Below are 26,971 nucleotides of genomic sequence, written 5' to 3'. Positions count from 1 at the left end.
CACGTCGTCCGGGCCGACCGTCACTGCGACACCGCCGAACACATCCGAGAGCGCGCGAACCCCGAACGAACGGGCTTATACGCCGTCGTCGTCAACTTCCGACAACTGAGTATGACATTCGAAGACCTCCCCACCACCCCCCGCGCGGAGGAACTCCTCGACAAGGCGTTCTCCCGCGCGTCCCGGACCGGCCGCGCCAAGGACGGCTGGGACGCCCAGGAGTCGATGCTGATCACCGCCGCGAACATCCTCTCGGACAACCTCGCCAACGTCTCCACCTCCTGGCCCGACTTCGAGTTCGAGGTCGGGCCGTTCTACTACGAACTCGCCGACGCCGTCGTGAACGTCGACGAACTCCGGCAGGCGCTCTCGGAGGTCAACTGGGCCTCCCGCCGGATCGACGAGCTCCGCTCGGAGTATCAGGCGAAGATGCGCAAGTCGGGCGTCGAGACCGCCCGCAAGCACCGCAAGCAGGCGTTCGCCCGGATGGCCGACATCGTCGAGGAGATCGAGGACGACCTCCTCACCGTCGGGGAGGCCCGCGACGCGCTCAAGACGCTGCCGGACATCCGCCCCGACGAGCCCGCGATCGTCGTCGCCGGCTACCCCAACGTCGGCAAGTCCTCGTTCGTCAACCACGTCACCCGCGCCTCCAACGAGATCGCCTCCTACCCGTTCACGACGAAGGCGGTCCAGATCGGCCACTTCGAGCGCGACCGCATCCGCTATCAGATCATCGACACGCCCGGCCTGCTCGACCGGCCCGAGGAGGACCGCAACGGGATCGAGCGACAGGCCGTCTCCGCGCTCACCCACCTCGCGGACGCGGTCCTCTTCGTCGTCGACGCCTCCGGCGACTGCGGCTACCCCCTGGAGTCGCAGCTGGAACTGCTCGCGGAGGTCGAAGAGCGGTTCGACGCGCCGGTGCTCGTCGTCTGCAACAAGAGCGACCGGTCGAGGGACGTGGAGGCGGACGCGTACATGAGCGTCACGGAAGGCGAGAACGTCGACGCCGTCCTCGACATGGCCGTCGAGGCGGTCGGCTTCGAGCCGGACCTGCCCTCCCGCGGCGAGAACTGAGCCGCGCGGCGACACCGAAGCCACACGGCCCTCGTCACAGGCCACACGACTCCCGTCACTCCGGCTCGCGCTCACGGGTCGCCGTCCCGGTCGCCTCCGCGTCGAGTCGGCTGTCGGCGCCGAGCAGTCGGTCGATCCGGCGCTCGAACTCGTCGTCGGACACCTCGCCCTCGGCGTAGCGACGTTTCAGGTGCTCGACGGGGTCGTCCTCGGTGTCGGTCCCGGCGCTCTCGGTGGCGTCGGTCCCACCTGTGCGGCGCAGACGATTCCATCGGACAGCGACCCACAGCAGGAACACCGACAGGACCGCGACCGAGATCCGGCCGGCCGTCGAGCCGGGGATCGAGCCGACGTACCACAGCACGGCGACGATCAGGATCGTGTCCACGCCGAACGCGAGGAACAGTCCCAACATCGTCCCGGTGACGAGGCGTTCGGAGTCGCTCACGGATCCATGTCGTCGAGACGATTACTTGGCGGTTCCGCCCCGGCGGGCACGACCGTCCGGGATCTCGATTCCCGTCGCGTTACTCCAGCTCGTAAGTCACCGTCACCGAGGCCGACACGGTCACCGGCCCGGGATCGAACGACGTTGACGCGCCGGCGTCGGCGGTCTCGTAGACGACCCGCGAGTCGTACGGCGAGACGCCCGCCGAGCCGACCCGCATCGACAGCTCTGTCCCGACCGACCGGTCGGCGGCGCCGGCGGCCGTCTCCGCGGTCGCGCGGGCGTCGCCCACGGCGGCCGCGAGCGCCTCCTCGCGGAGCTCGGCGCGGCGCTCGTCGCTCAGCGTGAAGCGGACGTCCCGCACGGCGGTCGCGCCGTTGTCGACGGCGAGGTCGACGGCGGCGCCGGCGTCGTCGGGGCTCGTCTCGAACGCGAGCGCGTGGTACGCGCGGTAGCCGACCAGTTCGCGCTCGTCGCTCCGGTGGTCGTACTCCGGCGACAGCCGGAAGTCGACCGTTCGCACCTCGTAGCCGGCGTCGGTCAGGGCCGCGCGGAGCCGCTCGACGTCGGCGGCGACCTGCGAGCGGGCCGCGCTGGCGTTGTCGGCGGTCGACTCGACGGCGACGGTTATCTCGGCGCGGTCGGGCGAGGCGCTCACGGTCGCCGTGCCGTCGGCGGTGATGCTGTTCACGTCCGTCGCGTTCGCGCCCGTCGCGGCTGCGGCCGCGTCGGTGGCGCTCGGTCCGGTCGCCCCGGCGCAGCCCGCGAGCACGAGCATGGCCGCGACGAACACTGTGGGGAGGGCTCTGGTTCGGCTCACACCAGACCGGACGCTCGCATCGACCGTTAAGCTATCTTACACACAAATGCGCGTTTGTGTCACGCTGCGTTCTCTGTGACGCGCGACTCCTCGACGAGAACATACCGAACTGACACGTCGACCGTCGCGGGCTCGCCGATCCCGAACGGCGCCTCCACGTCGTTCGCCAGGCGTGTCGCGAGCGCGTCGCCGATCCGTGGTGGCGTCGTTCCCGGCGGGTGGCCGACCGTCACCGTTACCGCGGTCGGCTGCCGGAAGGGGAAGCCGCCGTACGTCACCTCGACGTCGAGCACGCGGGCATCGCCGTCGAGCAGGGTGTCGGCTTCCTCCTGGGCGGCGGTCTCGAACTGCGCGCTCTGGTAGGAGGCGACCGTCACGCCCGCCAGCACGGCCGTCGACAGCAGGATGGCGACGCCGAGCACGGCGACACGCCGGATGGTCGTCGCGCGCGCATCGTCGAGGCGCCAAAACGAGTCCGGGCGGTAGCCCTTGTACCACAGCGTCGCCAGCGCGGCGAAGTTGATCGCAACGAAGTTGACGACGACCAACAGCGCCGCCCCGGCGACGGTTCCGGGTTGACCCCACGCGATCCCGATGCCGACGACGGCGGTCGGCGGCACCAGCGCCGCGGCGATCATGACACCGACGAGCGCGGAGGAGACGCCCGAGGCGAGCGACAGCGCGCCGGCGACGCCCGACCCGAGCGCGATCGGCAGCGAGAGCACGTCGGGCGCGAGTCGCTCGCGCACCTCCGCGATCGAGAACACCTCCTCGACGCCGAACGGGACCACTCGTCCGTACCTGAGCAGCGCCGCGAACCCCGCCGCGCTCGCCACGGCGAGCACCGCCCCGAGCACCTGCAGCTTCACGCCGCGCACGAACAGTTCCTGGTCGTCGAGCACGGTACCGACGCTGGCGGCCATCGCCGGACCGATCAGCGGCGCGATCACCATCGACCCGACGACGACCGCCGCCGAGTCGAGCAGCAGTCCCGCGGTGGCGACGACGGCGCTGATGACGATCATCGTCACGAACGCACCGAATTGGGGCGTCATCTCCGTCGCCCGCGCCTCCAGTTCCTCGCGGGCGATCCGGTCGCCGTTCCCCTCCTCGTCCTCGTCGTACCGATCCTCCAGTTCCTCGAACCGCTTCGAAACGACCGTTTCGGCGGTGAGAACGACCGTGTAGGCGTCGCGTTCGAGTCCGGCCTCCCGAAGCTCCGCGAGGATGGGTTCGACGGCCTCGGTCGGCAGCGGAAACGAGACGATCGCGGTGTACTCTCGCCCGCTCGTCTCGTCGGAGAGCACGTAGTCGATCCCCTCCTCGTCGAGAACCGAGAGGACCGTCTCGCGCTTGCCCGCCGGCACCATCACCTGAACGAGTCGCACGGGCGAATCTCGGCGAGGGGACAGTTATAATCGACGGGCTCGCCGTTCCCCGACCGATCGGATCCCGGCGTGGCTCACTCCCGCCGTAGCCGCCGCAACACCGGGATCGACTCCAACTTCTCGGCGGGGAGCGCGTCCCAGTCGACGCCGTCGGGGCGCGTTGGCGACTCCCCACCGCGCGCCGTCGCGGTCCGTCTCGTTCTCTCGGGGGTACAGATCAGGTCCAGCGGCACGTCGTGGGCGTCGAGACTCACCTCGTCGCTCACGACCTGGCGTTCGTGGACTGTCGTCGCCACCGCGGTCTCGTCGTCGACGGCGCCCAACTCCGACAGCACGGCGAACTCCAGGTCCGCGAACCCCTCGCCTTTCCCGACTCGACCGCCGGTCTCCGTGACGGCGACGCTCCCGGAGACGATCAGGTCGACGTGGGGAACCTCGTCGGGGCCGACCGGGACGCCGTGGTTCGAGGAACCGGAGACGGTGGTCGCCTCGTCGATATCGGGGACCTCCTCGGGCGCCAGCCGGAGAAACGGCTGCTCTTCCCGAAGCCGGGGGACGGCCATGTACACGGTCTTGCCCGCCCGGAGAGCGGCGCGACGGACCGGAAGCTGGGGGGCGTCGGGGTTCGCCTTGATCGTCTCCGCCGACTCCCATTCCGGGGTGTCGGTCAGGCGATCGCACGCCTCGTCGGCCCCCGCGAAGTTCGGGATCCGGCCGTGCGGCGGGAACGGGAAGCGGGCTTCCCCCGACTCCTCCAGGTCGTCCCAGATCCGCTCGCGGAGGGGTTGTTTGTCCATGTCCGTGGCTCGGAAGCCGGGAACTTGGGCGCGTCGCTCGCCGGTCGCGGGCGGCGACTCGATTGGGTCACGGCCGCTCGGTCCGCCGGCTCCCGGCCCGTCGACCCGCGCCGCTTAACCGGCCTCTCGTCCAACTCGACGCTATGACCTTCGAGGGGCGACCGGACCGGGACGCCGAGGTGGTGCTCGTCGGGCGCTCGAACGTCGGCAAGTCGACGCTGATGCGCGAGCTGACCGGCCACGACGTGTCCACGGGCAAGAAACCCGGCGTCACCAGACAGCCCAACCACTTCGACTGGGCGCCCCAGTCGTTCATGTTCACGGACCTCCCCGGCTTCGGGTTCATGTCCGGCGTCGAGGAGGACAAACGCGAGGCGATCAAAACCGACGTGATTCGCTACGTCGAGGACAACGCGGACTCCATCGTCGCGGGCGTGCTCGTCGTCGACGGGAAGGCCGTCATCGACATCATCGACCGCCACAGCGACGCGGGCGAGATCCCCCACGACGTGGAGCTGTTCCAGTTCCTGCAGGACGTGGACGTGGCGCCGGTCGTCGCGGTGAACAAGATGGACAAGGTGGACGACCGCGACGAGCGACTGAACGAGCTGTGCGAGCGGCTGGGGCTGTACCCGCCGTGGCAGCAGTGGTCCGGCGAGGGCGGAACGATCGCGCCGATCACCGCGAAGAAGGGCTCTATCGAGCCGCTGAAGGAGGCGCTGCGGGGGCACTTCAGCGAGGCGAAGCGGGACGACCTGCTACAGTTCGTGAAGTAGCGCCGCCCTTCCGGCCCCGATCACCTCGTTCTCGACGTGCGCGGTCACGGAGTACGAGCGTTTATGCCGCAGAACGCCCCACCCTCCCACAGTAATGGCCAGCGCGGACGCCGACGAAACGCGGTCGGAACCGGACGAGAGCGACGGCTTCCCCGTCCCCGAACTCCGCGAGCGCGCCGAGGCCTGCGCCGGCCGGCTTCGCGAGGCCGGCGAGTTCCTCCTGTGTTCGCACATCGACGCCGACGGCCTCACCAGCGCCGCGGTCGCGACGGCGGCGTTCGAGCGCGCGGGCTTCGACTTCGAGACGGCCTTCTTCAAACAGCTCGACGCCGACGCGGTCGCCTCGATCGCCGCGACCGACTACGACGTGGTCTGCTTCACCGACTTCGGCAGCGGCCAACTCGACGTGATCGCTTCCCACGAGGAGGCCGGCGACTTCGTCCCCGTGATCGCGGACCACCACCAGCCGGCGGACGCGGAGACGGAGTTCCATCTGAACCCACTCCTCGAGGGGCTCGACGGCGCCAGCGAGTTATCAGGTGCGGGCGCTTCGTACCTCCTCGCGCACGCACTGGGCGACGCGACCGGGACGGACAACCGGGATCTCGCGGCCCTCGCGGTCGTCGGCGCGGTCGGCGACATGCAGGACGGCGACGGCGGGCTCTCGGGAGCCAACGAGGGGCTCGTCGCCGACGCGGTCGCCGCCGGCACGCTGGAGGAAGTGACCGACCTGGCGCTGTACGGCCGCCAGACCCGCCCACTGCCGAAGCTCCTGGAGTACGCCAGCGAGGCCCGAATCCCGGGCATCTCGAACGACCAGGCCGGCGCGATCGAGTTCCTCTCCGACCTCGACGTGCCGATGAAGGACGCGGACGGCGAGTGGCGTCGGTGGGTCGACCTCGATCCGGGCGAGCGCCGGACGGTCGCCAGCGCGCTCATCCGCCGCGCCGTCGCCTCGGGCGTCCCCAGCGAGCGCGTGGACTCGCTCGTCGGGACGACCTACGTGCTCGCCGACGAGGAGCCCGGCACCGAACTCCGCGACGTGAGCGAGTTCTCGACGCTGCTCAACGCGACCGCGCGCTACGAGCGCGCCGACGTGGGGCTCGCGGTGTGTCTCGGCGACCGCGGGGAGGCGCTCGACCGCGCCCGGACCCTGCTTCGGAACCACCGCCGGAACCTCTCGGAGGGGCTCCAGTGGGTCACGAACGAGGGCGTCGAGCGCGAGGAGCACGTTCAGTGGTTCGACGCCGGCACCAGGATCCGCGAGACCATCGTCGGCATCGTGGCCGGGATGGCCGTCGGCGCCGACGGCGTCTCCGCGCGCAAGCCGATCGTCGCGTTCGCGGACAAGGGGGACGACGAGACGAAGGTCTCCGCGCGGGGAAGCGGCTTCCTCGTCGGCGAGGGGCTCGATCTCTCGGCGGTGATGCGGGAGGCGAGCCGCGCCGTCGGCGGCGACGGCGGCGGGCACGACGTCGCCGCGGGCGCGACGATCCCCGCCGACGAGCGCGAGGCGTTCCTCGCGACGGTCGACGAGCTCGTCGGGGAACAACTGGACGCCGAGTGAGCGTGCGTTCGTCCGTGTATCGGAGAACGACTCAGCGATCAGGCCGACTCGGACGGGGACGACGAGCCGAGATCGCGGAACAGCATCCGGTAGTCGTCCGGCGAGAACGCGGCCGCGAGGTCGTCCATCTCCGACTGCAGCGAGTCGATGTCGTCGAGTAGATCCTCGTACTCCGGCGAGGATCGGAGCTCGGCCGGGGTCCGCTCGGCCTCGAGCACCGCCCGTTTCGTGACCAGCGAGGCGGTCCGTTGGAGCGTGTCGTCGTACTGTGCGCGCGTCCCCAATCGCTCGACGGCCGACTGGATGTCGTCGCGGGTCGCGGGTTTCACGAGGTACAGGTCGAAGCCCATCTCGACGATGTCGACGTCCGGCTCGACGGCGGTCACCATCGCGACTCGACAGTCGAGGTCGCGCTCGCGGATCGCCGCAAGCACGTCCGCCCCGGTGGTGTCCGGAAGCCGCCGATCGAGGAGAACAGCGTCGGTCGCGTCGTCGACGAGATCGAGCGCCTCCGCGCCCGTGTTCGCGACCGTGACGTCGTAGGTCCCCGAGAGGTACCCGCGGTACAAGTCGGCGACCTCGGGTTCGTCCTCGACGATGAGCACGCGCCGTGTCACCGCAATCGACCCCCGGCGTGCTCGACCCCGCCCTCAATCATGTTCGTCAACCGGAGGTGTTCGTTCTTAAAGCTATCGCACACTGATTCGCCCGTAGAAAGCTATTACCGAGGACATATGATGAATTGAACAGTTGACCCGTTCCGCGGTCCCGCTGCATCGATCGGGTTCACGGTACCGGTCCACGGCGGAACCGTTTTCATTTATGAGGACGGCGGATACCAATATGGTAGCCACTGTCCCGACCGGAATCGACGGTCTCGACTCCATCCTCAACGGCGGTCTCGTCAAGGACGCGACGGTGCTCGTGAGCGGTAACCCCGGAACGGGGAAGTCACTGTTCGGGATCCAGTACCTCTATGACGGCGTCATAGACCACGACGAGCACGGGATCTACATCTCCTTCGAGGAGAACGAGGAGGACATCCGGCAGGCGGCCGAGTCGATCGGCTTCGACCGCTGGGGGGAACTCGTCGACGACGGCTCGATCAAGGTGTACGACAAACAGCACATGCTCCGTGAGGGCGACTTCTCGTCGGCGCTGGAGACGCTGATGGAGGACTTCGCGAACACCGCCTACGATCGGCTGGTGCTCGACTCGCTGACGATGTTCTCGCTGTTCTTCGACAACGAGAAAGAAAAGCGAACGTACCTCCTGAAGTTCTCGGACATCCTGAAGCAGAACGGGCTCACCTCGCTGCTCATCAACGAGCAGGGTGCGGTGTTCCCCCAGACCGAGATCGGCCTGGAGAACTTCCTCACCGACGGGAACATCTACTTCATCCAGACGCCGACGGACTCCGGCGTCAACCGCTACGTCTGGGTGGCGAAGATGCGCAAGCAGGACATCGACACCGACATCTTCCCGATGGAGATCGACGAGGGCGGGATCAAGGTGTACGAGCGGGCGGGCGGCTTCTCGATGATGGGCCGCGACAGTCCCGACTCCGGGTTCTGAACGGCGGCGCGGTCGAGTCCCGCGGTCGTAGCGGTCGTTCGGGGTCCGATCACCCGTCGGTCATCGTCCGCCACACGTCGTCGAGCTTGTTCTTCACCTCGGAGCGCTCCTCCAACTCGACGGTCAGCCCGTCGCGGAAGGTCACGCTCACGCCGTCGACGCACCGCCGGTACACCTTGATTCGACGGTGTTCGTCCGAGAGTGGACGATCGTGTAACTCCAACAGTTCTGTGTTCTCCAGTTCGTTGATCCGGCGATAACAGGTGGCGATCGGCACGCCCAACTGGTCGGAGAGCTCCTGTGCCGACTTCGGTTCGCCCGCCGCGTCGAGGATCTCCGGATTGTACTTGTTCCCCAGCACCTCGATGATATCCTCGTCGTCCGCGGACATAACTCTCAATACTGATTGTGCGTGCAATAAGCGTACCGCCTTCTATCCGGCTCCTTCCGCCGAATTCTGTGTCCCTGGCTCCGTAGTATCGTCATCGATACCCACACCTCAGCTATCCGTTCTGGGATGCGACGTCTCGGGGGTACTCTCCATTTCCGAGTTGTCGGCGCCACCACCCGGCCGACGACTGGCTTGGGACCATCATCGTGTTCATCGCGATGGTGCTGGTGGCGGCGCTCGCCGCCGGGGTCCTCATCAACACCGCCGGCTTCCTCCAGCGCAAGTCACAGGAACCCGGACAGCAGTCGAGTGAAGAACGCGGATCGCTCGTCGACGGTGCTCAACGACTCTGACGACCGGTTCGACATCAACTTCGATCTCTCCAAGGGGGGCGAGGACCCCAGCCTGCTCTCGGAAGCTGACGAGGTCACGATCAAGATCAACACCCGAGCCGGCGCGACGACGATCGGATTCACGCTGCCCGAGTCGCTCGGGCAGCGGCAGGGCGGCGAGCTGTAAGCCGACCGACTCGCCCGCGACTACACTTTTTAGCACACGCCACTGAACACCGAACCATGAGCGACGACGCGCCGCGCGGGAACCCCGGCGTCGACCCGGACGACCTCGATATCTCGAAAAGCGAGTACGTCCGTGAACTGGGCGACGACCGGTACGTCGTCTCGCCCGGTCGCCGTCAGCCGCAGCAGCCGCCGGCGGCGGACCGCTCAGACGGTGCGGAGCCGGAGCACGCGTCGGACGACGCGGGCGCGGCTGCGACGACGGACGCCGCGGACGATCCGGGAGATCCGGACGTCGCCTCGACGGCCGAATCCGTCCGAGAGGGACTTTCGCCGGCGGAAGGGCCCGGAGCCGCCGCTACGGAGGCGAACGCGTCGTCGACGCGCTCAACCTCGTCGTCCTCGCCGCCGTCGGCCGAGCGGACGACGCCGAACGCAGACGGCGCCAGCGACGCCGACGCCGAGCAGACCCGGGCATCGCGGTCGCCGGCCGCGGGCACCGACGACGGGCTTCCGGGGGATCCGGAAGGCGACGACGGCCCCGGCGGCGGTGGCGAGGCGACCGCGTCCGAACGGCCCGCCTCACACGCTCGCCGGGGCGCCCCGCGAGGGGAGGCTGCCGCCTCGCCGTCGGAACTCGACGCCGGCGCGGTCGGCGAGTGGCTCGCCGCCTCGCTCGCGGATACCGAGTTCGCCTACGGCTTCGACGCGACGCTGTCGATCGACGGGCGCACGGCACGCCACCGGATGGCCTCCGACGACGTCGGAGAGACCTTCGAGACGCTCGTGACCTGGTTCGCGGACGCCGTCGGCGGGGACACCGAGACGGCGGACGCGCTCGGCATCCTTCTGGCGGGGATGGACACCGCCCCGCGACTGTCGCCCAACGCCGTTCGGTCCGCGCTCGCCGGGCTCGGGGTCTCCCGTGACGACTCCGTCGAGGACGTGCTCGCAGCACTCGACGAGGCCGGCGGACTTCGGCTGAAGTGAGTCGCCCGGGCGGCGGCGCGCCGGGAGCCGCCTCGACACCGTCCGGTTTTCACGGGTGATAGCCGCGGGGATGCGTTTATGCGTTCCGGCGGGGCGAGATCGGCTATATGCCGACCAGCGTGCTGATCGCGGACGACTCGGAGTTCATGCGGAACCTCCTGCGGGAGATCCTCGAGGGCGAGTTCGAGATCGTCGGCGAGGCCGAGAACGGCGTGGAGGCGGTCGACCTCTACGGCGAACACGCTCCCGACATCGTGATGATGGACATCGTCATGCCGATCCGAAACGGGATCGAGGCGACTACCGAGATCACGGAGGAACACCCCGACGCGAGCGTCATCATGTGCACCAGCGTCGGGCAGGAGGAGAAGATGAAGGCCGCGATCAAGGCGGGCGCCGAGGGGTACATCACGAAACCGTTCCAGAAGCCGAACGTGCTCGAAGCGATCAACGACGTCGTCCCCGCGTAGGAATGTACGTCGACATCCAGTCGCTGGGGGAGTTCTCCGATCTCGCGCGTCAGGGAGCGGATCGGGCCGCGGACGCGCTCGGACAGCTCGCCGGCGCGAACGTGTACGTCGACGTGACCGACGTGACGCTGATGGCCGCCGGCGACCTGCGGGAGTCGTTCGCCGGCCGGGAGTTCGTGGGCGTCGAGATCGGGCTACAGGGCGGGATCAGCGGCCAGACCGTGTTGGCGTTCGAGCTGGAGGCGGCCGAGAGTCTCGTCGAGCGACTCATGCCCGGCGGCGGCGACGGCGAGTTCGTCAGAAGCGGCGTCACCGAGGCGGGCAACATCATGACCTCGGGGTTCATCGACGGCTGGGCCGACCACCTCGGCGTCGGCATCGACATGACGCCGCCGGCGTACGTCCGCGCGTCGGGGATCGACATCCTCCCGGACGGCGCGTTCGACGCCGACAGACAGGGCGTGTTCATGTTCGAGTCCCAGATCTCTTCGATGGACGAGGACCTCGAGTTCGCGATCTACATGTTGCCCGAGTACGCCGGCTTCACCGACATGCTCGGCCACGACGGCCCCGTCGGCGAGGCGGGCGACGCGGTCCCGGTGAACAAGCTGCCCACGTTCAACCGGATGACCGAGCAGGGCGCCGCCTCCGCCGCCGACAACATCACCATGATGACCGGGACCGAGACCGACGTGGACGTCTCGCGACTCCGATTCGTCCCGGTGCAGGACGTGCCCGCCGAGTTGGGCACGGAGACTGTCGCCGGCACGGTGTTCGAACTTCACGGCGACCCGAGCGGCTACCTCGCCATTCTCTTCGACGAGGCGTCGGCCGAGGAGGTCGCCGACGGCATGATACCCACGGAGACCGAGCCGGGGATCGGCGACATGGAGAAGGGAGCGCTCCGGGAGCTGGGGAACATTATGACCTCGGGGTTCATCGACGGCTGGGCGAACGTGCTCGGCACGAGCATCGAGCACACCCCGCCGCAGTTCGTCCACGACATGGGCTCGGCGGTGATGAGTCCGCTGGTCGGTCGGCTCGGGCGGACGCAGGACCACGCGTTCATCATCGACTCGACGGTCCGAACCCCGGACGGCAACGTGCGGTGTGACATCTACGCCCTCCCCGACCAACGCGAGCTGGCGGCGGCGCTGGACCGTATCGAACCGGCGGCGACCGACGGCGGGCTCCCCCGGTGAGGCGACCGTGAGCCCGACCAACTCGTCGAGCGCCGGCGCGCCGTCGGCGGCGCCGGCGTCCGAGGAGTCCGCGCCGCGACTGAAGGTCGGACTCTCCGATGCGGTCGTCGCCGACGACGGTGCGGTGCTCGTCACCAGCGGGCTCGGCTCGTGTCTCGGCGTCGCGCTCTCCGATCCGAGCGCGGGCGTCGGCGCACTCTTACACGCGATGCTCCCCGTCGCCGACGGCCGCCCGGGGGCCCCCGAGAAGTTCGTGGTCGACGGTATCGACGCGACGGTCGACGCGATGGCGGACGCCGGGGCCGACCCGGACGGGGTCCGCGCGAAGATCGCCGGCGCCGCCGAGATGATCGAGTTCAACGCCAACGGAACGGACGGCTCGGTCGGCAACCGCAACGTCGCCGCAGCGGAGGCGGCGCTCAGCGAGCGCGGTATCGTCGTCGACGGAACCGACACCGGCGGCGACCGCGGACGGTCGCTTCGGTTCGACACCGCCACCGGTGCGCTCCACGTCTCGTACGCCGGCGGCGAGACGATCGTACTGTAGAGAGTTCGCGGTCGACGTTCGATCGGCACGCGGTCACGTTCTCCGGGCGCGGTCTCCCCGATCTCGGCCGAGGGAGTCACCGAACCGCTGTTATCGGGTGCGATAATCTGCGGGATGGGTTTAAGTTTCGCTCGGGGGTGTTCTGGCGTAATGGGTCTCCTCACCGCGCTATCGGGAGCAGGAGTCGGCGGGATCCCGGGGGCCGACGCGACACTCCTCGTCTCGTTGGGGCTCCTGGGAGCCAGTCTGCTCGATCGCTTCCGCGACGGCGACGACGGGCCCGGGGACGTCGACGACGACGGCGACGATCTGCTCGGCGGCGACGACGGCGCCTTCGGCGGCGACGGCGGCGGCGGCGGCGACGACGACGACCTCGGCGACCTCGGCGGCATGGACGACTGGGACGACGACGACCCCTTCGGCGGGGACGAGGGCGGCGGCGGCGACGACGGGGTCGCGGAGCTGGAGAAGCGCGTCGACGATCTCGAGAACGAGGTCGCGAGCCTCTCCTCGACGGTCAACACGGTTCGCTCGGAGAACGAGGAGATCTCCGGGAAAGTCGAGGACATGGGGGAGGACGTCCGCAGCCTGCTCGACATCTACGAGATGGTCACGCGGGGGATCAACCCCTTCGTCGACGACGTGCAGGGCGGTGGCGGCGGCGACTTCGGCGGCGAAGGTGGGTTCGGACTGTTCGACGACACCGGCGGCGAGGAGGAGAGCGAGGAGGACCTCGACGAGGACCTCGCGAGCGCCGACGCCGAGGGGTTCTTCGACGAGGACCTCGCCGGCGACGGGATGGACGACCTCGATGAGGACTCAGCCGACGACGGACTGGGTGACCTCGACGGGATGGACGAGGCGGACGGCCTCGACGACGACCTCGACGGGATGGACGAGGCGGACGGCCTCGACGACGACCTCGACGGGATGGACGAGGCGGACAGCTTCGACGACGACCTCGACGGCTTCGGGGACGACGACGCGGATGACACCGATTCAGACACTATGGGGACCGACAACGGCGGCGGAAAGAGTTTCAGTGAACTGAAAGACGAGTACGAGTCGGGCGACGCCGACTGGGACGAGGACGCCGCAGAGGCCGAGGCCGAAGCCGCGGCCGACGAGGCCGAGGACCCGCTCGACGCGCTCGACGCCGAGCCGGAGTCCAACGGCCACGACGAGTCCGGCGACCTCGGCATGGGCGGCGGGGCGGAGCCGGAACCCGACCCCGATCCCGAACCAGAACCCGACCCCGATCCGACGCCCCAGTCGACGGCGGGGCCGACGGATCCGAGTCGACGGGGCGCCGGCGTCGACGACGACGGCGGCTTCGAGTTCGTCGAGGAGGACGACCTCTCCGACGAACCGGACAAGCCGTACCTCACGAGCCTCCCGGGCGATTACGTGGGCGATCTGATGGTGATGGAGTGGCTGGAGTTCCTCGTCGAGGAATCGACCACCACCGACGCGGTGCGCGCGGTCAACTACTACGAGCGCGTCGACTGGATCGACGAGGAGGTCGCCGACCAGCTCAAGGGGTTCCTCTCGGGCTTCGGCGACATCGATCGCAACCTCATGGACCGTCCCGGGACCGACCACCTCGATCTGGACCACCACACGCGCTCGCTCAAGTACATCATGCAGCTGACCGACGCCACGGCCGAGTCGGTCGTCATCGACCGGTGGCCGCAGCTCTCGGGGGGGATGAATGGGCTTCAGCGTTAGCGCCTCCGCCGGCGTCGTCTTCCTCGGCGTGTTCCTCGCGGTCGGCATCGTCTACCCCGCCGCGGCCAACGGCTTCGAGCAGGTGAGCGACGCGCGCCAGGACGCCGCCGACCGCGCGCTCGCACAGGCGAACACGGACGTCTCCGTGACGAACGCGACGTACAACACGACCTCCGAGACGCTCGTCGTGAACGCCACTAACGACGGCACTACGAGCCTCGACGTCGGCGACGCGACGCTGCTCGTCGACAACGAGATCCCGGCGCCCGCGGACACGACCGTCGCCGTCGAGGGCAACGTCGACACCGACGTGTGGCTGCCGGGCGAGACCGCGCGCTTCGAGGTCGACCTCGCGAGCGCGCCGAACCGCACGCAGGTCGTCGTCGACCACGGGGTCCGCGACGCGAGCGACGTGGTCGAGGTGAACTGAGATGGCGGGGGGGAGCGCCGCCGAACTCATCCTGTTCATCGCGGCCATCGTCGTCGCGGCGTCGGTCGCCGGCACCCTGACGAGCGAGGTCGACCGCGTCAGCGACGCCATCTCGGCGAAGTCGCTGGACGTGGCCGGCGAGATCCGCGCCGACGCCGAGATCGTCTCCGACGCCGGCGCGCAGGTGTACAACCGCTCGGGCAACGAGAACGTCACGATCCACGTCCGTAACACGGGTGCATCGGATCTCCCAGCGGAGCCGGGGACGGTCGACGTCCTCTTCGACGGCGAGTATCAGACCGGAGTGAACGTCTCCGTCGTCGGCGGGGGCGACACCTGGCACCGGGGTGACGTCGTTCGCCTCGAGTTCTCCGCGCCGGACCTGCCCGCCGGCGACCACCGGCTGAAGCTGGTCGTCAGCGGCGACGAGGAAGTGTTCCGCTTCAGAACCTGATCCGTACCACAGTATCCACCGCTTACAATGTCACGAGCACAACAGAACTCGCTGCTGTCGATCGGGATGCCCGAGCGCGACCAACTGAACAAGGAACTCGGCGGGGGGATCCCGCGCGGCTCCATCGTTCTCATGGAGGGCGATTACGGCGCCGGAAAGTCCGCGCTGTCTCAACGGTTCGCCTACGGCCTCGTCGACGAGGGGGCGTCCGTCACGCTGTTGTCGACGGAGCTGACCGTTTCCGGGTTCATCGACCAGATGTACTCGCTGCGGTACGACGTGACGAAGCCGCTGCTCAACGAGGACCTCCTGTTTCTCGCGGCCGACTTCGATTCGGGCGGGAACTTCTCCGACACCGACGCCGACCGGAAGGAGCTGCTCAAACTCCTCATGCAGGCGGAGACGATGTGGAACTCCGACGTGATCATCATCGACACGTTCGACTCGATCCTCCGCAACGACCCCACCTTCGAGGCGCTCGTCCGCAACAACGACGAGCGGCAGGCCGCCCTCGAGATCATCTCGTTCTTCCGCGACATGATCTCCAACGGCAAGGTCATCGTGCTCACCGTCGACCCCTCGGCGGTCGGCGACGACGCGATCGGTCCGTTCCGATCCATCGCCGACGTCTTCCTGGAGCTTCAGATGGTCGAGGTCGGGTCCGACGTGCGACGCAACATCGCCGTGAAGCGCTTCGCCGGGATGGGGAGCCAGGTCGGCGACTCGATCGGGTTCTCCGTTCGGTCCGGCACCGGTATCGTCATCGAGTCGCGCAGCGTCGCCTGAGGGAGCGTCGCCCGGGTGACTGCTGGCCGACCTGCTGTCGGTCAGGACCCCTCGTCTGACCGACCGTCGACCACGGTGGACGCGTTCCCGCGCGTTCGCATACGCCACGGCGTGTTATCGTCAGTGATAGCTCGCGGGGAGGGTTTAAGACTCGTTCGCGGGTGTATCGTCGTAATGAGCAGCACCCTCGTCGGGAGTCGGGGGCGCGGTGCCGTCACGTCCGACGACGATCGCCGGTCGTCGCCGGAACGGAGGTGTCCCCAATGACAGATCAAGGACAGGCGAACCCCTCGAGCGAGCTGAAACAGCTGGCGATGAAGCGGCCGCACCTGCGTGAGCACCTCCAGAAGTTCAAGCAGATCACCGGGGAGTTCCCGATGTTCGTCGACGAGATCGAGGGCGACCACGAGACCCGCCGCCCGAACGTGCTGTACCCGGTCGGCGGCCCCATCTTCTGTCACGTGTACGGCGACTTCGGGCAGGACACGAAGTACTACACCGTCGAGCCGACGCTGTCGGGCGCCGAAGAGGAGGTGCTCGACACGGTGAAATCGAAGCTCCTGCGCCAGAGCGGCCACAAGCCGGCGCCGGAGGGCGAGTCGGGGTACGACGACCTCATCGAGGAGCTGCTGGAGGACGTCACCGCCGTCACCGAGGAACAGGGACGGCGCAACGTGCTCTCGTCGATCAAGAACTTCGGGCGCGTCGAGGTGTCCAAACAGACGTACGACAACATCCGCTACCGGCTCAACCGCGACATCGTCGGCTTCGGCCCGCTGGAGCCGGTCATGCGCGACCCCGAGAACGAGGACATCCACGTCATCGGCCCGAAGGAGTGCCACGTCGACCACGGGGTCTTCGGCATGATGGAGACGACCGTCGACTTCGGCACGCCCACGGAGTTCGACAACTGGCTGCGCAACATGGGCGAGCGGATGGGCGACCCCGTCTCCGACTCCAACCCCATCATCGACTCGACGCTGCCGGACGGGTCGCGTATCAACATCATCTACTCCGACGACGTGTCGATCAAGGGCTCCTCGCTCACCATCCGTCAGGGCGAGGAGACGCCCCTCTCGATCAACCAGATCACGAAGTGGGGAACGCTCAGCCCCGAGCTCGCGGCGTACCTCTGGCTGTGTCTGGAGAACGAGCAGACCGTCTTCGTCGTCGGTGAGACCGCGTCCGGGAAGACGACGACGCTCAACGCCATCCTCAGCTACATCCCCCGCGACTCGAAGATCTACACCGCGGAGGACACCGCCGAGGTCGTCCCGCCCCACAGCACCTGGCAGCAGCTCCTCACGAGGGAGGGCGACGGCGGCGACTCGAACGACGTGGACATGTTCGACCTCGTCGCGGCCGCGCTCCGCTCGCGTCCCGACTACATCATCGTGGGGGAGGTCCGCGGCGCGGAGGGTCGAATGGCGTTCCAGGCGGCCCAGACGGGCCACCCGGTCATGCTGACGTTCCACGCCTCCGACATCGTCTCGATGATCCAGCGGTTCACGTCCGAGCCGATCAACGTCCCGGAGACGTTCATGGACGTGGCCGACGTGGCGCTGTTCCAGAACCGCGTCAAGCAGGGCGACGACGTGCTCCGCCGGGTCACCTCCGTGCAGGAGATCGAGGGGTACTCCAAGGAGATGGACGGCGTCGTCACCCGCCAGGTGTTCGACTGGGACCCCGTGGAAGACGAGATCGTCTTCCGCGGACGCAACAACTCCTACGTGCTCGAAGAGCAGATCGCGACGCTGCTGGGCTACGCCGACACCCGCGACATCTACGACGACCTGAGCTTCCGCGCGGAGCTCATCGAGCGGATGATCCAGGAGGGCATCCTCGGCTACCACGAGGTGAACGAGGCGATCACCTCCTTCCAGCGCGACGGCGTCGACGGGCTTCCCTTCGATATGCACCGCACGACCTGAGCGCCGCACATGAGCACGAACAGCGCGTCCGCGTCCGACTTCTTCCCCGACTCAGCGTCGGAGCTTGCCGCCGATCTGGTGGCGTCGTACGACGCGCTGGACATGTCCAAGCGGAAGTACCTCGGCTACATTCTGGCTCCCTCAGCGGCGTTCTTCCTGCTCACGATCGTCGGCGCGTTCCTGCTGCCGCTGCCGGTGACGGTTCGCCTTCCGATCCCGGCGCTCGGGATCTTAGTGTTCGTCGCGGCGGTGTTCTACCCGAAGCTGTACCTCAACGGGCGACAGGTGGCCATCGAGAACCAGCTCCACCTCGTGATGACGCACATGACGGTGCTGTCGACGACGAACATCGACCGGATGGAGGTGTTCCGGACGCTCGCGAGCGAGGAGGAGTACGGCGCCGCCGCCGACGAGCTCGGGCGGGTCGTCCACCTCGTCGACACGTGGAACCAGTCGCTCGACGACGCGCTGCGTCGCCGGGCGAAGGAGGTCCCCTCGGACGTGTTCTCCGACTTCTTCGACCGGCTCGGCTACACCATCGGCGCCGGCCAGACGCTCGACGAGTTCCTGTTGTCCGAGCAGGACGCGGTCATTCAGAACTACATCACGGTGTACGAGGGCGCGCTGGCGAACCTGGAGGTCATGAAGGACCTCTACATGTCGATGATCCTCTCGATGACGTTCGCGCTGGTGTTCGCCATCGTGCTCCCCATCCTCACCGGCGACAACCCGACGCTCACCGTCTCGGCGGTCATCGTCCTGTTCATGCTGGTGCAGCTCGGCTTCTACGTCGTCATCCGGGCGATGGCTCCGCACGACCCCGTCTGGTTCCACTCCGAGGAGGGGGCGCCCTCGGACTTCCGGCTGTGGGCCAGCTTCGCGGTCGGCGTCTTCGGCACGATCGCGCTCATCGCCTACGTCGGCGCGGGACTGTTCAACGTCGGCCCGGGCCTGCGCGGTCTCCTCTTTTTCCTCGAGGACATCCCGCTCGCGCTGTACATCTGCGTCCCGATCACGCCGATGGCGATCACCGGGGTGATGCTCCGGTTCGAGGAGCGAAACATCGAGGAGCGGGACGGGGAGTTCCCCTCGTTCATCCGTGCGCTCGGCGCCGCCGAGTCGGCCAAGCAGTCGACGACCGGCGACGTGCTCGCGACGCTCCACGAGAAGGACTTCGGCGCGCTCACGCCCGCGATCGTCCGCCTGTACCGCCGGCTCAACATCCGGATCAGCTCCGAACAGGCGTGGTACACCTTCGCGACCGACACGCGATCGTACCTCATCCAGAAGTTCTCCGACATGTACCTCGAGGGCCGCTCGATGGGCGGTCGGCCGAAGCTGCTGGGGGAGCTCATCTCCCAAAACATGAACACGGTCATGCAACTGCGCGAGCAGCGCCGGCAGGCGACGATGACGATGATCGGGCTGTTGTACGGGATCACGTCCGCCTCCGCGTTCGCGTTCTTCATCGGACTCCAGGTCGTGAACATCCTCGCCGACCTCTCCCAGCAGTTCGACATCACCAACGCCGGCGGCGTCGGCAAGATCATCTACGCGGGGGTGTACGACATCGCGCTCATCGAGTTCCTGCTCCTGCTCGTCATCCTGTTCAACGCCGTGCTCTCGTCGGTGATGATCCGAACCATCGACGGCGGCAACAAGGCGAACGCGTACCTCCACTTCGTGCTCATGACGTGGCTCGGATCGGGCGTGGCCATCTTCACCAAATATCTCGTCAGCTCTATCCTCACGATCTGAGGCGGCCGCCCCGACGGTCACGCTCCCCGGAACCGAGACCGCCCCCCGGCGTGTGAACCGACGACCGACGGAACCGACTACCGGCTCGCGACCGCGACGGTCGGACACGACGGCGACGAGGTGCGGCCGTCGTCGCGTGGTCCGCCGGGGCCGACGAGGTCGACCGACCCGCGGACCCGCCCGCGGCGGTCGGACACTGCGTCGACGCTCGGGGTCCGACCGTGCAGCCCGCGACGCCGCCGCTGGCCGGTGGAAAAACGGGAAACGGGGAGTCGGTCGTCGAACGATTCGTGCGCGTCGGTCGGCCGTGTCGGCGTGGCCGCGCCCCGGAACCGAGCTCCGGGACGCTCAGGAGTCGCCGTGGGACTCCCGGCCGCCGTCCGTGGCGACCGCGCCGTCGGGCGTCTCGCGCGCCTCCTGGATGTTCTCGTACCCCATCTTCGCGAGCGCGAGCGCGAGGTACACCAACACCAGCGCGATGACGATCTGGACGGCGACGGACGCCTGCATGGCGAACGTGAGGGTCTCGCCCTCCGCGAGCCCCCAGTTGCCCTGGACGAACTTCTGGTAGAAGTTCTGGTACAGCGCCAGATACAGCAGCGCGGTCACCGTCACCCCGGTCATGATCGCCATCGGGACGCCCGTCGAGATGAGCTGCTTGGATTCGTCCCAGTTGGCGAGCCACACCGTCGCGGTGAGCAGCGCCAGCGCCGCGAGCAGCTGGTTGGCGCCGCCGAACAGCGGCCAGAGGCTCGACCACGTCCCCGAGGCGACGAGCACGTAGCCGCCGAACACCTGGATGCTCGCGGAGACGTAGCGGTTCGAGGCGGTCTCCTCGACGCTCGTCTCCGGCGTGCCGACGATCTCGTCCATCATGTACCGACCCAGCCGGACGGCGGTGTCCGTCGACGTGAGCAGGAAGCTCACCAGCACGAGCGCCATGAACGGGGCGCCGTACGCCGCCGGGATGCCGAACGACGTGAGGATGATGCCGCCGCCGGTGGCGAAGTTCGGGAGCGCCTGCCCGATGCCGCCGCCGCTGACGGTGATGCCGGCGATCGACACCGTCGCGAGCGCGACCGTCGCGAGCAGCCCCTCGCCGAGCATGCCGCCGTAGCCGATGGCACGCGCGTCGGTTTCCTTGTCGAGCTGTTTCGCGGTCGTCCCCGACGACACCAGCGAGTGGAACCCGGAGATGGTGCCGCAGGCGATCGTCACGAACAGCAGCGGGAACAGCGGGAGGCCGTAGGAGCCGCCCATGAACCCGCGGAACGCCGGGATGCTCGAGTCGATGACGAGCGCCTGGTTCGCCGTGCCGAGCACGGTCCCGACGATGATCGCCAGCAGCGCGCCGCCGACCCCCGAGTACAGCAGGAACGACGACAGGTAGTCGCGCGGCTGGAGCAGCATCCAGACGGGGAGCACGGACGCGATGAACGCGTACACCAGCACTACCGGGATCCACGCCGAGATGTTCGCGTTGATGACCGTCGGCAGGAAGCCGAGCCCCTCGCCGAACAGGACGATGAAGCTGTTGCCCGCGGCGTTCGTCGCGGTCGCGACGGTCTCCCCCTCGCCGACGAACGCGCCCGCGGTCAGCGCGATCGGGTACTGGATACCGACCCAGACGCTGGCGAACACGCCGGCGACGAAGCCGACGGTCCCCGGGATGAACGGTCCGTCGAGCTGGTACAGGTAGACCCCGAACACCAGCGCGAGCGCGATGTACAGGAACGACGCGGTCGCCGCGCTCGGGAACGCGTCGAACACCAGCGCGACGACGAGCGCGAACACCGCCACCACCAGGATGATCGTGAGGAACGCGAACCACAGCAGCATGTTCTTGCCGCGGTCGCCGACGTACTCGCCGATGATGTAGCCGATCGACTTCCCCTCGTGGCGAAGCGACGACGACAGCGAGACGAAGTCGTGGACCGACCCCATCAGCGGGTTGCCGATGGCGATCCACAGCAGCGCCGGCACCCAGCCCCACACCACGCCGGCCGTGATGGGGCCGACGATGGGCGCCCCGCCCGCGATGCTCGAATAGTGATGCCCGAGGAGTACGGGTTTCTTCGACGGCACGTACTCCTGTCCGTCCTCGTATTTGTGCGCCGGCGTCTCGCGGTCCCCGTCCAGCTCCACGAACCTCGCCAGGTATCGGGAGTAGCCGAGGTACCCCGCGCTGAACAGCACGAGTACCGCGAGCACCAGCCACATTACAGCCACCATGTGTGTTACCTCGTCGCAGGCGTGTGTGTACTTTCTATAAAAACATTAAGCTTCGACGCCGGATCCCGCGGAGGAGAGACCGGAAGCACAGGTCCTTGCGGTGACAGACGGGTTGATTTCTCGGATCAACGGGCAATATTTGCTGATCAATGTCACTTGAGTACTTTGTGGCCGCTCCGTCGTCACCGGCGGACGCTCGCGCGCGCTGCGCCCGTCGGTGACGACCGGTATCGGCTAGGAGCGGCTCGGTGGGTCGGCGGCGACCGCGGTGTCGATGTCCAACTCCGCGGCCACCTCCGAGAGGAAGTCCCCCCGAACCTCCTCGACGCGGGTCTCGATCTCGGCGACGACGGGCTGGTCGAACTCCTCGCGGAGCGTCCGGAGGTGCGCGCGCTCGGTGGCGACACGGTCGCGGAGGTAGCGGGCCCCGCGGCCGTTCTCGTCGTCGTCGGGTTCGGGCGTGAGGCGGTTCACCGCCAGTCCCCGGACGGAGAGACCGCGGTCGGCGAGGCCGTCGGCGGCCCGACGGGTCTCGCGGACCGACAGTTCGTCGGGGTTGACGACGAGGAAGAACGCGGCGTGCTCCCGCAGCATCCGGCCGGCGTACTCGAAGAACTCCTTGCGCTCTTGGAGGCGCGCGAGGATTGGGTCCCCCTCCGCCACGCGTCGGGGCTCGTTCCTCCCGATGGCGGCCTTCTCGAACAGGTCGATGGACTTCTCTCGCTTGCGGAGCAGGCGGTCGATCCACCCCTCCAGGAAGTCGGGGAGCCCGAGCAGGCGCAGCGTTCCCCCGGTGGGGGAGGTGTCGAAGACGACGCGGTCGAACGCCTCGCTCGACTGCATCACGTCGACGAAGCGGTCGAACAGCGCCGCCTCGTACGCGCCGGGCGTCTGGTGAGCCATCTCGATCTGGCGGTCGATCTCGTTGACCATCGCGGCGCTCACCTGATCGCCCAGCGCCCGCTTCGTCTCCATGAGGTGGTGTTCGACCTCCTCGTCGGGGTCGATCTCCATCGCCCACAGTCCCTCCCGTCCGTCGACCGCCTCGGGGTCGTCGCCGAATCGCTGGTCGAACACGTCCGACGTCGAGTGTGCGGGGTCCGTCGACACGACGAGCGTGTCGAGGCCCGCGTCGGCACACTTGACGGCGTACGCCGCGGACATGGTCGTCTTCCCGACGCCGCCCTTGCCGCCGAAGAACACGAACTTCTCCGTCGGCCGCGTGTGGGTCGCCATCAGAAGTGGTACTGCTGGCCCTTGCGTTCGAGCATCGACCCGCGGTTCCACATCCGCCGCTCCCACGCCTCGAACTCCGATTCGAGGTACGGGAGCAGCTCGGCGGTGTAGTAGGAGACGGGCGAGGGGATGCCGAACGCGTCGGGGAAACACGCCAACATGAACGAGTCCTCCAGGTCCTCGGCCTCCTGCTCGACCTTCTCGAACGCGGGGTGGGAGATCAGTCCGTGATAGAGGCCGGCACCCCACTCGCGCACCACCGCGAGGAATCGGTCGATCCGGTCGGACAGCGTCACCTCGTCGTCGTCGCCGTCGCCCCCGACGGCCGTGTCGTCGGTCATTGGTCGTGTGTGTGACGGTATCGTGGATAAGGCTGTCGCGGTCGCGTCGGCGGCGCGGGACGCCGTGTCGGGGTTGTCGGCGCGTCCGGTCGCCGGCGACTCGCGCCGTCGCCGGGACCAACGAGCACAAGTACCACACACCCCGGCGTTAGGACGACTCATGACGCCCGGACGCGGACTCGGCGGCGGCCCAGGCCAGAGCGATCCCGACGCCGTCCCCGTAACCGTCCTCTCGGGGAGCCTCGGCGCGGGGAAGACGACGCTCGTGAACCACCTGCTGTCGAACGCGGGCGACAGGGACATCGCCGTGCTCGTCAACGACGTGGGCGCGGTGAACGTCGACTACGACCTGCTCTCCTCGGACGACCTCCCGGCGGTCGGCGTCGCCGAACTGTCGAACGGCTGTATCTGCTGTGAGCTGCGCGACGATCTGGAGCGCGCGGTCGTGCAGCTCGCCGACGGCAAGGAGTTCGACCACCTCGTCGTCGAGCCCTCGGGGATCAGCGAGCCCGGCCCGGTCGCGCGGCAGTTCATCAACGGCCCGGCGGCCGCGCGCTACCGGATGGACGCGGTCGTCACGGTGCTCGACACCCCGCAGTTCCTCGACGCGTTCGCCGGCGAGGGGACGCCCGAGCGACGCGGCGGCGCCGCCCACGAGGCCGACGGCGCCGCCGATGACGACGACGCGGGGCGTCGCCCGCTCTCGGATCTCCTCGTCGAACAGGTCGAGGGCGCCGACGTGGTCCTCCTCAACAAGGCGGACCTGTGTGACGAGGCCGAGATCACGGAGGCCGAGGAGCTGGTGCGCGCGCTTCGCCCCGGCGCCGAGGTCGTCCCCACCGAGCACTCGGCGGCGCCGCTGGACCGGATTCTCGACGTGGACCTGTACGAGCACCGAGAGGAGAGGCACGACCGCGCTCACGGCGATGACCACGGGGATCGCGGCGCTCACGAGCACGGCCACGGGGGCCACGATCACGCCCACCCGGACGAGGTGTACGGCGTCACCTCCTTCGTCTACCGGGAGCGCCGACCGTTCCACCCCGACCGACTCGCCGAGTTCCTCTCGGACCTCCCCGAGTCGGTCGTCCGCTCGAAGGGAACGCTCCACGTCGCCGGCAGCGACCAGCGACTGAACTACAGTCAGGCCGGCCCCTCGGTTCGGGCGGAGGCGGTCGGCCCGTGGGTGGCCGCGATGGACGAGGCCGACCGGGAGCTGTATCGTGCGAACCGCCGGGGCGACGCCGACTGGGACGACGAGTGGGGCGACCGGCACACCGAGCTGGTCGTCATCGGCGTCGCCCTCGACGAGTCGGCGGTCCGTGCGGGACTGGACGCCTGTCTGATCACGGACGACGAGATCGTGGGAGGGATCGACGGGGACGCCGGATCGTGGGTTCCGACCGCGTCCGACGACGATGACGGCGACGACGCGGTCGTCTCGCTGTCGTAGCCGTCAGCAGGCGCAGCCGGTCGATCCGGGCGAGCGTTCGAACTCCATCCCGTCGCCACACTCCGGGCACGACGGAGGATCCTCGCCCTCGACGTCGAGATCGATCAGGCGCTCGTCGCAGTCGTGACACCAGTACGCGCCCTCCGACTCCGCCGTCTGATCGCCGCCGCGGTTGGGCGACTCCGTCGAGGCTTTCAGCGTCTCCGTGAGCGTGCCGAGCAGTCCCATACGTGTGGTACTCGTTGACTCGCTCATAAACCCCGGCGCGGCTTCCCGGCCGTGACACACGACCGTCCCGAGCCGACCGAGTTCGCGCCGATCGACCGCCTCAGGCGTCGTCGGCGACGGCGTCGAGCAGCCGACGGAGCTCCCCGCGGCGCTTCCAGCCGGCGATCCGGTCGACGAGGGGGAGCGGCAGTCCCAGCGAGACGCGCGAGACCGCCCGAACCCGACTCCCCTCGTTCGCCGGCTCGACCGTCACCTCGGTCTCCATCGCGTCGAACGGCCCCCGGTCGCCGACCTGCTCGTAGTGCCAGCCGTCGTCCGTCTCGGTCACCCGGAGGTCGAACTCCAGGCCGCCGCCGGCGACGGTGACGACCGTGGCGTCGCCCGCTTCGGCGGTCCCTCGCGCCGTGAAGCTCCCCTCGTACTCGACGAGCGCGGCCGGCGAGAGCAGTCGCCGGAGCGTCGCGGGCGTGGCGCCGACGAATCGCTCGGCATCGACCTCGCGCATACCCGGCCTGTGCGGCCGTCCGACAAAAGTCCGCGGGGATCGGCGGCGGGCGACCGCGACATCGCGGGCGTTCAAAGCTCCATGAACGGGAGCGACAGCAGCGCGAGGAGGAGCGCGAGCGCGACGGCGCCGTACCACAGCCGTCGATACCGTCCCTCGACGGGGACCTCCCCGCGGAGCTCCGGCCTGTCGGTCCGGACGAACCGGTGGTACGCGGCGGCGGTCACGACGAGGAAGACGCCCGTCGACCCGGCAAGTGCCGTCGCGAGGCCGACGCCGAACAGCGCCTGCAGGTAGATCGGCCCCGTCGAGAACACCAGCAGGAACGCGAGGCTGGCGACGACGAGGAACGGCACCGGGTCGACCGGGTCGCCCGCGCGGTTTCGGAGCGGCACGCGATCGTCTACGACCGCGGGAGCCAAGTAGGTGGTCCCCACACCCCATCGCATGGCATCCGACGGCGACCCGCGCGTGCTGTTCGCGATGAATCTCGTCCTCTCGGCCGCGTTCGCGTCGGTGGTGGTGTGGGGATTCTCGTACCTCGATCTCGCGTCGTTCACCCTCCGAACCGTCGCCGGCTTCGGGCTCATCGTGTTCCTGCTGACGTACCTGATCGTGTTACGGTAGCGGATGGTCGTGCGACCGGAGCGGGTGAGGAGGGCGGCAACGCCGCCGAACGCACCTACGCGACGAGGAGGAACACCGCGGTCATCGCCGCCCCCGCCGCGGGCGGGATCGTGAGGTTGTCGTCGACCACGTAGCCGCGGATCACCGGCTTCAGGCCGTCTGCGACGGTCGCGCCGAGCGCGCCCGCGGCCGCGGCGGCGACGCCGACGACCGTCCCCGCGTGGGGGACGGTCACGGGAACCGCCAGCGCGAAGCACACGAGAAACATGACCGCGAGCACGCCCACCTCCTTGGCGGTCGTCGCGTCGTTGCTCCCGAGGTATCCCGATATCGGGTCGCCCACCGAGAGCATGAGGACCGCCGACACCGCCAGCGGCGGCTCGAACGCGACGACATCGGGCCCGTACGGGGGCGCGAACGCCAGCGCCGCCAGGGTCGCCCCGACCATGAACAGCGCGTAGCCGGCGACGTTGTCGGCCTCGTACTCCCGCGTCAGTTCGTCGTACACGCGGTTGAGCGGGCCGTAATCGATCTCGACGACGAGCCGGAGGAACTCCAGCACGAACACGCCGACCGTGGCGGCCACGAGCAGCGCCTGGAGCTGTCGCCAGGTGACGAGCCCGAGCAGGTAGATCACCGGAAACCCGGTCCCGGAGACGTGAACCGCCCGCCGCTTCAGCTCCCCCATCGGCG

The 26,971-nt window shown here is 68.6% G+C and carries 30 protein-coding genes and 1 pseudogene; 18 read left to right on the top strand and 13 right to left on the bottom strand.

Annotation, left to right across the window (positions count from 1 at the left end):
- Window positions 1-111 precede the first annotated feature (111 nt).
- The gene (locus K6T25_RS06780) at window positions 112-1,080 is read left to right on the top strand and encodes an NOG1 family protein (RefSeq protein ID WP_222917503.1); all 969 of its coding nucleotides are present in this window, start codon (window positions 112-114) and stop codon (window positions 1,078-1,080) included.
- A gap of 55 nt (window positions 1,081-1,135) precedes the next feature.
- On the opposite strand, the gene K6T25_RS06775 is transcribed toward K6T25_RS06780, so the two are convergent.
- The 4 genes from K6T25_RS06775 to K6T25_RS06760 all read right to left on the bottom strand — a co-directional run bounded on the left by K6T25_RS06775 (window position 1,136) and on the right by K6T25_RS06760 (window position 4,533).
- Window positions 1,136-1,528, bottom strand: a complete 393-nt coding sequence (locus K6T25_RS06775; RefSeq protein WP_225917830.1) for an SHOCT domain-containing protein — start codon at window positions 1,526-1,528, stop codon at window positions 1,136-1,138.
- Between the two features lie 79 nt (window positions 1,529-1,607).
- Window positions 1,608-2,348, bottom strand: a complete 741-nt coding sequence (locus tag K6T25_RS06770) for an SIMPL domain-containing protein (RefSeq protein WP_225917829.1) — start codon at window positions 2,346-2,348, stop codon at window positions 1,608-1,610.
- 59 nt (window positions 2,349-2,407) lie between these two features.
- Window positions 2,408-3,736: a TIGR00341 family protein gene (locus tag K6T25_RS06765; RefSeq protein WP_222917502.1), complete on the bottom strand. Its 1,329-nt coding sequence runs from the start codon at window positions 3,734-3,736 to the stop codon at window positions 2,408-2,410.
- A gap of 74 nt (window positions 3,737-3,810) precedes the next feature.
- Window positions 3,811-4,533: a 5-formyltetrahydrofolate cyclo-ligase gene (locus K6T25_RS06760; protein ID WP_222917501.1), complete on the bottom strand. Its 723-nt coding sequence runs from the start codon at window positions 4,531-4,533 to the stop codon at window positions 3,811-3,813.
- A gap of 143 nt (window positions 4,534-4,676) precedes the next feature.
- Between K6T25_RS06760 and engB the strand changes: the two genes are divergently transcribed.
- Entirely contained in the window at window positions 4,677-5,309 is a 633-nt protein-coding gene (engB, locus tag K6T25_RS06755) for a GTP-binding protein EngB (RefSeq protein WP_222917500.1), read from the top strand.
- Window positions 5,310-5,403: 94 nt separating this feature from the next.
- Window positions 5,404-6,876 carry a RecJ family nuclease gene (gene recJ, locus K6T25_RS06750; RefSeq protein ID WP_222917499.1) on the top strand — a complete coding sequence of 491 codons (1,473 nt, stop codon included), beginning with the start codon at window positions 5,404-5,406 and terminating at the stop codon, window positions 6,874-6,876.
- 38 nt (window positions 6,877-6,914) lie between these two features.
- On the opposite strand, the gene K6T25_RS06745 is transcribed toward recJ, so the two are convergent.
- Window positions 6,915-7,499, bottom strand: coding sequence for a HalX domain-containing protein (locus K6T25_RS06745; protein WP_345778246.1), 585 nt, complete (start codon window positions 7,497-7,499; stop codon window positions 6,915-6,917).
- Between the two features lie 220 nt (window positions 7,500-7,719).
- On the opposite strand from K6T25_RS06745, the gene K6T25_RS06740 reads away from it, so the two are divergent.
- On the top strand, window positions 7,720-8,451 hold the full coding sequence (locus tag K6T25_RS06740) for an RAD55 family ATPase (protein WP_222917497.1): 732 nt from the start codon (window positions 7,720-7,722) through the stop codon (window positions 8,449-8,451).
- A gap of 49 nt (window positions 8,452-8,500) precedes the next feature.
- Here the strand turns inward: K6T25_RS06740 and K6T25_RS06735 are convergent, their stop codons facing one another.
- Window positions 8,501-8,842, bottom strand: coding sequence for a helix-turn-helix domain-containing protein (locus K6T25_RS06735; RefSeq protein WP_222917496.1), 342 nt, complete (start codon window positions 8,840-8,842; stop codon window positions 8,501-8,503).
- Window positions 8,843-9,042: 200 nt separating this feature from the next.
- On the opposite strand from K6T25_RS06735, the pseudogene K6T25_RS06730 reads away from it, so the two are divergent.
- The 12 genes and pseudogenes from K6T25_RS06730 to flaJ form a co-directional block, all read left to right on the top strand.
- Window positions 9,043-9,159, top strand: a pseudogene (locus K6T25_RS06730) (archaellin/type IV pilin N-terminal domain-containing protein); the annotation flags it as partial.
- On the top strand, window positions 9,152-9,361 hold the full coding sequence (locus K6T25_RS06725) for a hypothetical protein (protein ID WP_222917495.1): 210 nt from the start codon (window positions 9,152-9,154) through the stop codon (window positions 9,359-9,361). The pseudogene K6T25_RS06730 and the gene K6T25_RS06725, both read left to right, overlap by 8 nt.
- A 56-nt stretch (window positions 9,362-9,417) precedes the next feature.
- Complete coding sequence (locus tag K6T25_RS06720; RefSeq protein WP_222917494.1) at window positions 9,418-10,350, top strand: DUF7500 family protein; 933 nt, start codon at window positions 9,418-9,420, stop codon at window positions 10,348-10,350.
- Between the two features lie 107 nt (window positions 10,351-10,457).
- Window positions 10,458-10,820, top strand: a complete 363-nt coding sequence (cheY, locus tag K6T25_RS06715) for a chemotaxis protein CheY (protein WP_159670067.1) — start codon at window positions 10,458-10,460, stop codon at window positions 10,818-10,820.
- 2 nt (window positions 10,821-10,822) lie between these two features.
- The gene (locus tag K6T25_RS06710) at window positions 10,823-12,022 is read left to right on the top strand and encodes a chemotaxis protein CheC (RefSeq protein ID WP_222917493.1); all 1,200 of its coding nucleotides are present in this window, start codon (window positions 10,823-10,825) and stop codon (window positions 12,020-12,022) included.
- A 7-nt stretch (window positions 12,023-12,029) separates the two neighbouring features.
- Entirely contained in the window at window positions 12,030-12,569 is a 540-nt protein-coding gene (locus K6T25_RS06705; protein ID WP_222917492.1) for a chemotaxis protein CheD, read from the top strand.
- 150 nt (window positions 12,570-12,719) lie between these two features.
- On the top strand, window positions 12,720-14,297 hold the full coding sequence (locus K6T25_RS06700) for a FlaD/FlaE family flagellar protein (RefSeq protein WP_222917491.1): 1,578 nt from the start codon (window positions 12,720-12,722) through the stop codon (window positions 14,295-14,297).
- Window positions 14,281-14,727: an archaellum stator protein ArlF gene (arlF, locus tag K6T25_RS06695; protein WP_222917490.1), complete on the top strand. Its 447-nt coding sequence runs from the start codon at window positions 14,281-14,283 to the stop codon at window positions 14,725-14,727. Before K6T25_RS06700 ends, arlF begins: the two co-directional genes overlap by 17 nt.
- Before the next feature lies 1 nt (window position 14,728).
- Window positions 14,729-15,181, top strand: coding sequence for an archaellum stator protein ArlG (gene arlG / locus K6T25_RS06690; RefSeq protein ID WP_222917488.1), 453 nt, complete (start codon window positions 14,729-14,731; stop codon window positions 15,179-15,181).
- A 27-nt stretch (window positions 15,182-15,208) separates the two neighbouring features.
- The gene (gene arlH / locus K6T25_RS06685; RefSeq protein ID WP_222917486.1) at window positions 15,209-15,967 is read left to right on the top strand and encodes an archaellum protein ArlH; all 759 of its coding nucleotides are present in this window, start codon (window positions 15,209-15,211) and stop codon (window positions 15,965-15,967) included.
- Window positions 15,968-16,230: 263 nt separating this feature from the next.
- Complete coding sequence (locus K6T25_RS06680; protein ID WP_222917484.1) at window positions 16,231-17,898, top strand: type II/IV secretion system ATPase subunit; 1,668 nt, start codon at window positions 16,231-16,233, stop codon at window positions 17,896-17,898.
- Window positions 17,899-17,907: 9 nt separating this feature from the next.
- On the top strand, window positions 17,908-19,656 hold the full coding sequence (flaJ, locus tag K6T25_RS06675) for an archaellar assembly protein FlaJ (protein ID WP_222917482.1): 1,749 nt from the start codon (window positions 17,908-17,910) through the stop codon (window positions 19,654-19,656).
- Between the two features lie 348 nt (window positions 19,657-20,004).
- On the opposite strand, the gene K6T25_RS06670 is transcribed toward flaJ, so the two are convergent.
- The 3 genes from K6T25_RS06670 to K6T25_RS06660 all read right to left on the bottom strand — a co-directional run bounded on the left by K6T25_RS06670 (window position 20,005) and on the right by K6T25_RS06660 (window position 23,420).
- Window positions 20,005-21,888 carry a carbon starvation CstA family protein gene (locus tag K6T25_RS06670; protein WP_222917480.1) on the bottom strand — a complete coding sequence of 628 codons (1,884 nt, stop codon included), beginning with the start codon at window positions 21,886-21,888 and terminating at the stop codon, window positions 20,005-20,007.
- Between the two features lie 234 nt (window positions 21,889-22,122).
- Entirely contained in the window at window positions 22,123-23,124 is a 1,002-nt protein-coding gene (locus K6T25_RS06665) for an ArsA family ATPase (protein WP_222917478.1), read from the bottom strand.
- Window positions 23,124-23,420 (bottom strand): DUF7990 family protein, encoded by a 297-nt coding sequence (locus K6T25_RS06660; RefSeq protein ID WP_222917899.1) that lies wholly within the window; start codon window positions 23,418-23,420, stop codon window positions 23,124-23,126. The genes K6T25_RS06665 and K6T25_RS06660 overlap by 1 nt, the downstream gene beginning before the upstream one ends.
- Window positions 23,421-23,625: 205 nt before the next feature.
- Here K6T25_RS06660 and K6T25_RS06655 point away from each other — a divergent pair, with 205 nt between their 5' ends.
- Window positions 23,626-24,918 carry a CobW family GTP-binding protein gene (locus K6T25_RS06655; RefSeq protein WP_222917476.1) on the top strand — a complete coding sequence of 431 codons (1,293 nt, stop codon included), beginning with the start codon at window positions 23,626-23,628 and terminating at the stop codon, window positions 24,916-24,918.
- Between the two features lie 3 nt (window positions 24,919-24,921).
- Here the strand turns inward: K6T25_RS06655 and K6T25_RS06650 are convergent, their stop codons facing one another.
- The 3 genes from K6T25_RS06650 to K6T25_RS06640 all read right to left on the bottom strand — a co-directional run bounded on the left by K6T25_RS06650 (window position 24,922) and on the right by K6T25_RS06640 (window position 26,046).
- Window positions 24,922-25,146, bottom strand: a complete 225-nt coding sequence (locus K6T25_RS06650; RefSeq protein ID WP_222917474.1) for a zinc-ribbon domain-containing protein — start codon at window positions 25,144-25,146, stop codon at window positions 24,922-24,924.
- A 100-nt stretch (window positions 25,147-25,246) separates the two neighbouring features.
- The gene (locus K6T25_RS06645) at window positions 25,247-25,651 is read right to left on the bottom strand and encodes an SRPBCC family protein (RefSeq protein WP_222917472.1); all 405 of its coding nucleotides are present in this window, start codon (window positions 25,649-25,651) and stop codon (window positions 25,247-25,249) included.
- A gap of 71 nt (window positions 25,652-25,722) precedes the next feature.
- The gene (locus K6T25_RS06640) at window positions 25,723-26,046 is read right to left on the bottom strand and encodes a hypothetical protein (protein WP_222917470.1); all 324 of its coding nucleotides are present in this window, start codon (window positions 26,044-26,046) and stop codon (window positions 25,723-25,725) included.
- A 52-nt stretch (window positions 26,047-26,098) separates the two neighbouring features.
- Here K6T25_RS06640 and K6T25_RS06635 point away from each other — a divergent pair, with 52 nt between their 5' ends.
- The gene (locus K6T25_RS06635; RefSeq protein WP_222917468.1) at window positions 26,099-26,278 is read left to right on the top strand and encodes a DUF8107 family protein; all 180 of its coding nucleotides are present in this window, start codon (window positions 26,099-26,101) and stop codon (window positions 26,276-26,278) included.
- 55 nt (window positions 26,279-26,333) lie between these two features.
- Here the strand turns inward: K6T25_RS06635 and K6T25_RS06630 are convergent, their stop codons facing one another.
- On the bottom strand, window positions 26,334-26,966 hold the full coding sequence (locus K6T25_RS06630; protein WP_222917467.1) for a diacylglycerol/polyprenol kinase family protein: 633 nt from the start codon (window positions 26,964-26,966) through the stop codon (window positions 26,334-26,336).
- Window positions 26,967-26,971 lie beyond the last annotated feature (5 nt).

This window comes from Halobaculum rubrum, from assembly GCF_019880225.1.
GTDB classification, from domain to species: domain Archaea; phylum Halobacteriota; class Halobacteria; order Halobacteriales; family Haloferacaceae; genus Halobaculum; species Halobaculum rubrum.
Note: the sequence above shows the minus strand (reverse complement) of the source record. Positions and strands in the feature narration are given on the sequence as shown.

Coding starts and splice junctions, on each gene's coding strand:
- K6T25_RS06780 (WP_222917503.1), top strand. CDS start 112: ATGACATTCGAAGACCTCCCCACCACCCCCCGCGCGGAGGAACTCCTC.
- K6T25_RS06760 (WP_222917501.1), bottom strand. CDS start 4,533: ATGGACAAACAACCCCTCCGCGAGCGGATCTGGGACGACCTGGAGGAG.
- engB (WP_222917500.1), top strand. CDS start 4,677: ATGACCTTCGAGGGGCGACCGGACCGGGACGCCGAGGTGGTGCTCGTC.
- recJ (WP_222917499.1), top strand. CDS start 5,404: ATGGCCAGCGCGGACGCCGACGAAACGCGGTCGGAACCGGACGAGAGC.
- K6T25_RS06740 (WP_222917497.1), top strand. CDS start 7,720: ATGGTAGCCACTGTCCCGACCGGAATCGACGGTCTCGACTCCATCCTC.
- K6T25_RS06735 (WP_222917496.1), bottom strand. CDS start 8,842: ATGTCCGCGGACGACGAGGATATCATCGAGGTGCTGGGGAACAAGTAC.
- K6T25_RS06720 (WP_222917494.1), top strand. CDS start 9,418: ATGAGCGACGACGCGCCGCGCGGGAACCCCGGCGTCGACCCGGACGAC.
- cheY (WP_159670067.1), top strand. CDS start 10,458: ATGCCGACCAGCGTGCTGATCGCGGACGACTCGGAGTTCATGCGGAAC.
- K6T25_RS06710 (WP_222917493.1), top strand. CDS start 10,823: ATGTACGTCGACATCCAGTCGCTGGGGGAGTTCTCCGATCTCGCGCGT.
- K6T25_RS06700 (WP_222917491.1), top strand. CDS start 12,720: ATGGGTCTCCTCACCGCGCTATCGGGAGCAGGAGTCGGCGGGATCCCG.
- arlF (WP_222917490.1), top strand. CDS start 14,281: ATGGGCTTCAGCGTTAGCGCCTCCGCCGGCGTCGTCTTCCTCGGCGTG.
- arlG (WP_222917488.1), top strand. CDS start 14,729: ATGGCGGGGGGGAGCGCCGCCGAACTCATCCTGTTCATCGCGGCCATC.
- arlH (WP_222917486.1), top strand. CDS start 15,209: ATGTCACGAGCACAACAGAACTCGCTGCTGTCGATCGGGATGCCCGAG.
- K6T25_RS06680 (WP_222917484.1), top strand. CDS start 16,231: ATGACAGATCAAGGACAGGCGAACCCCTCGAGCGAGCTGAAACAGCTG.
- flaJ (WP_222917482.1), top strand. CDS start 17,908: ATGAGCACGAACAGCGCGTCCGCGTCCGACTTCTTCCCCGACTCAGCG.
- K6T25_RS06670 (WP_222917480.1), bottom strand. CDS start 21,888: ATGGTGGCTGTAATGTGGCTGGTGCTCGCGGTACTCGTGCTGTTCAGC.
- K6T25_RS06665 (WP_222917478.1), bottom strand. CDS start 23,124: ATGGCGACCCACACGCGGCCGACGGAGAAGTTCGTGTTCTTCGGCGGC.
- K6T25_RS06655 (WP_222917476.1), top strand. CDS start 23,626: ATGACGCCCGGACGCGGACTCGGCGGCGGCCCAGGCCAGAGCGATCCC.
- K6T25_RS06650 (WP_222917474.1), bottom strand. CDS start 25,146: ATGGGACTGCTCGGCACGCTCACGGAGACGCTGAAAGCCTCGACGGAG.
- K6T25_RS06645 (WP_222917472.1), bottom strand. CDS start 25,651: ATGCGCGAGGTCGATGCCGAGCGATTCGTCGGCGCCACGCCCGCGACG.
- K6T25_RS06635 (WP_222917468.1), top strand. CDS start 26,099: ATGGCATCCGACGGCGACCCGCGCGTGCTGTTCGCGATGAATCTCGTC.
- K6T25_RS06630 (WP_222917467.1), bottom strand. CDS start 26,966: ATGGGGGAGCTGAAGCGGCGGGCGGTTCACGTCTCCGGGACCGGGTTT.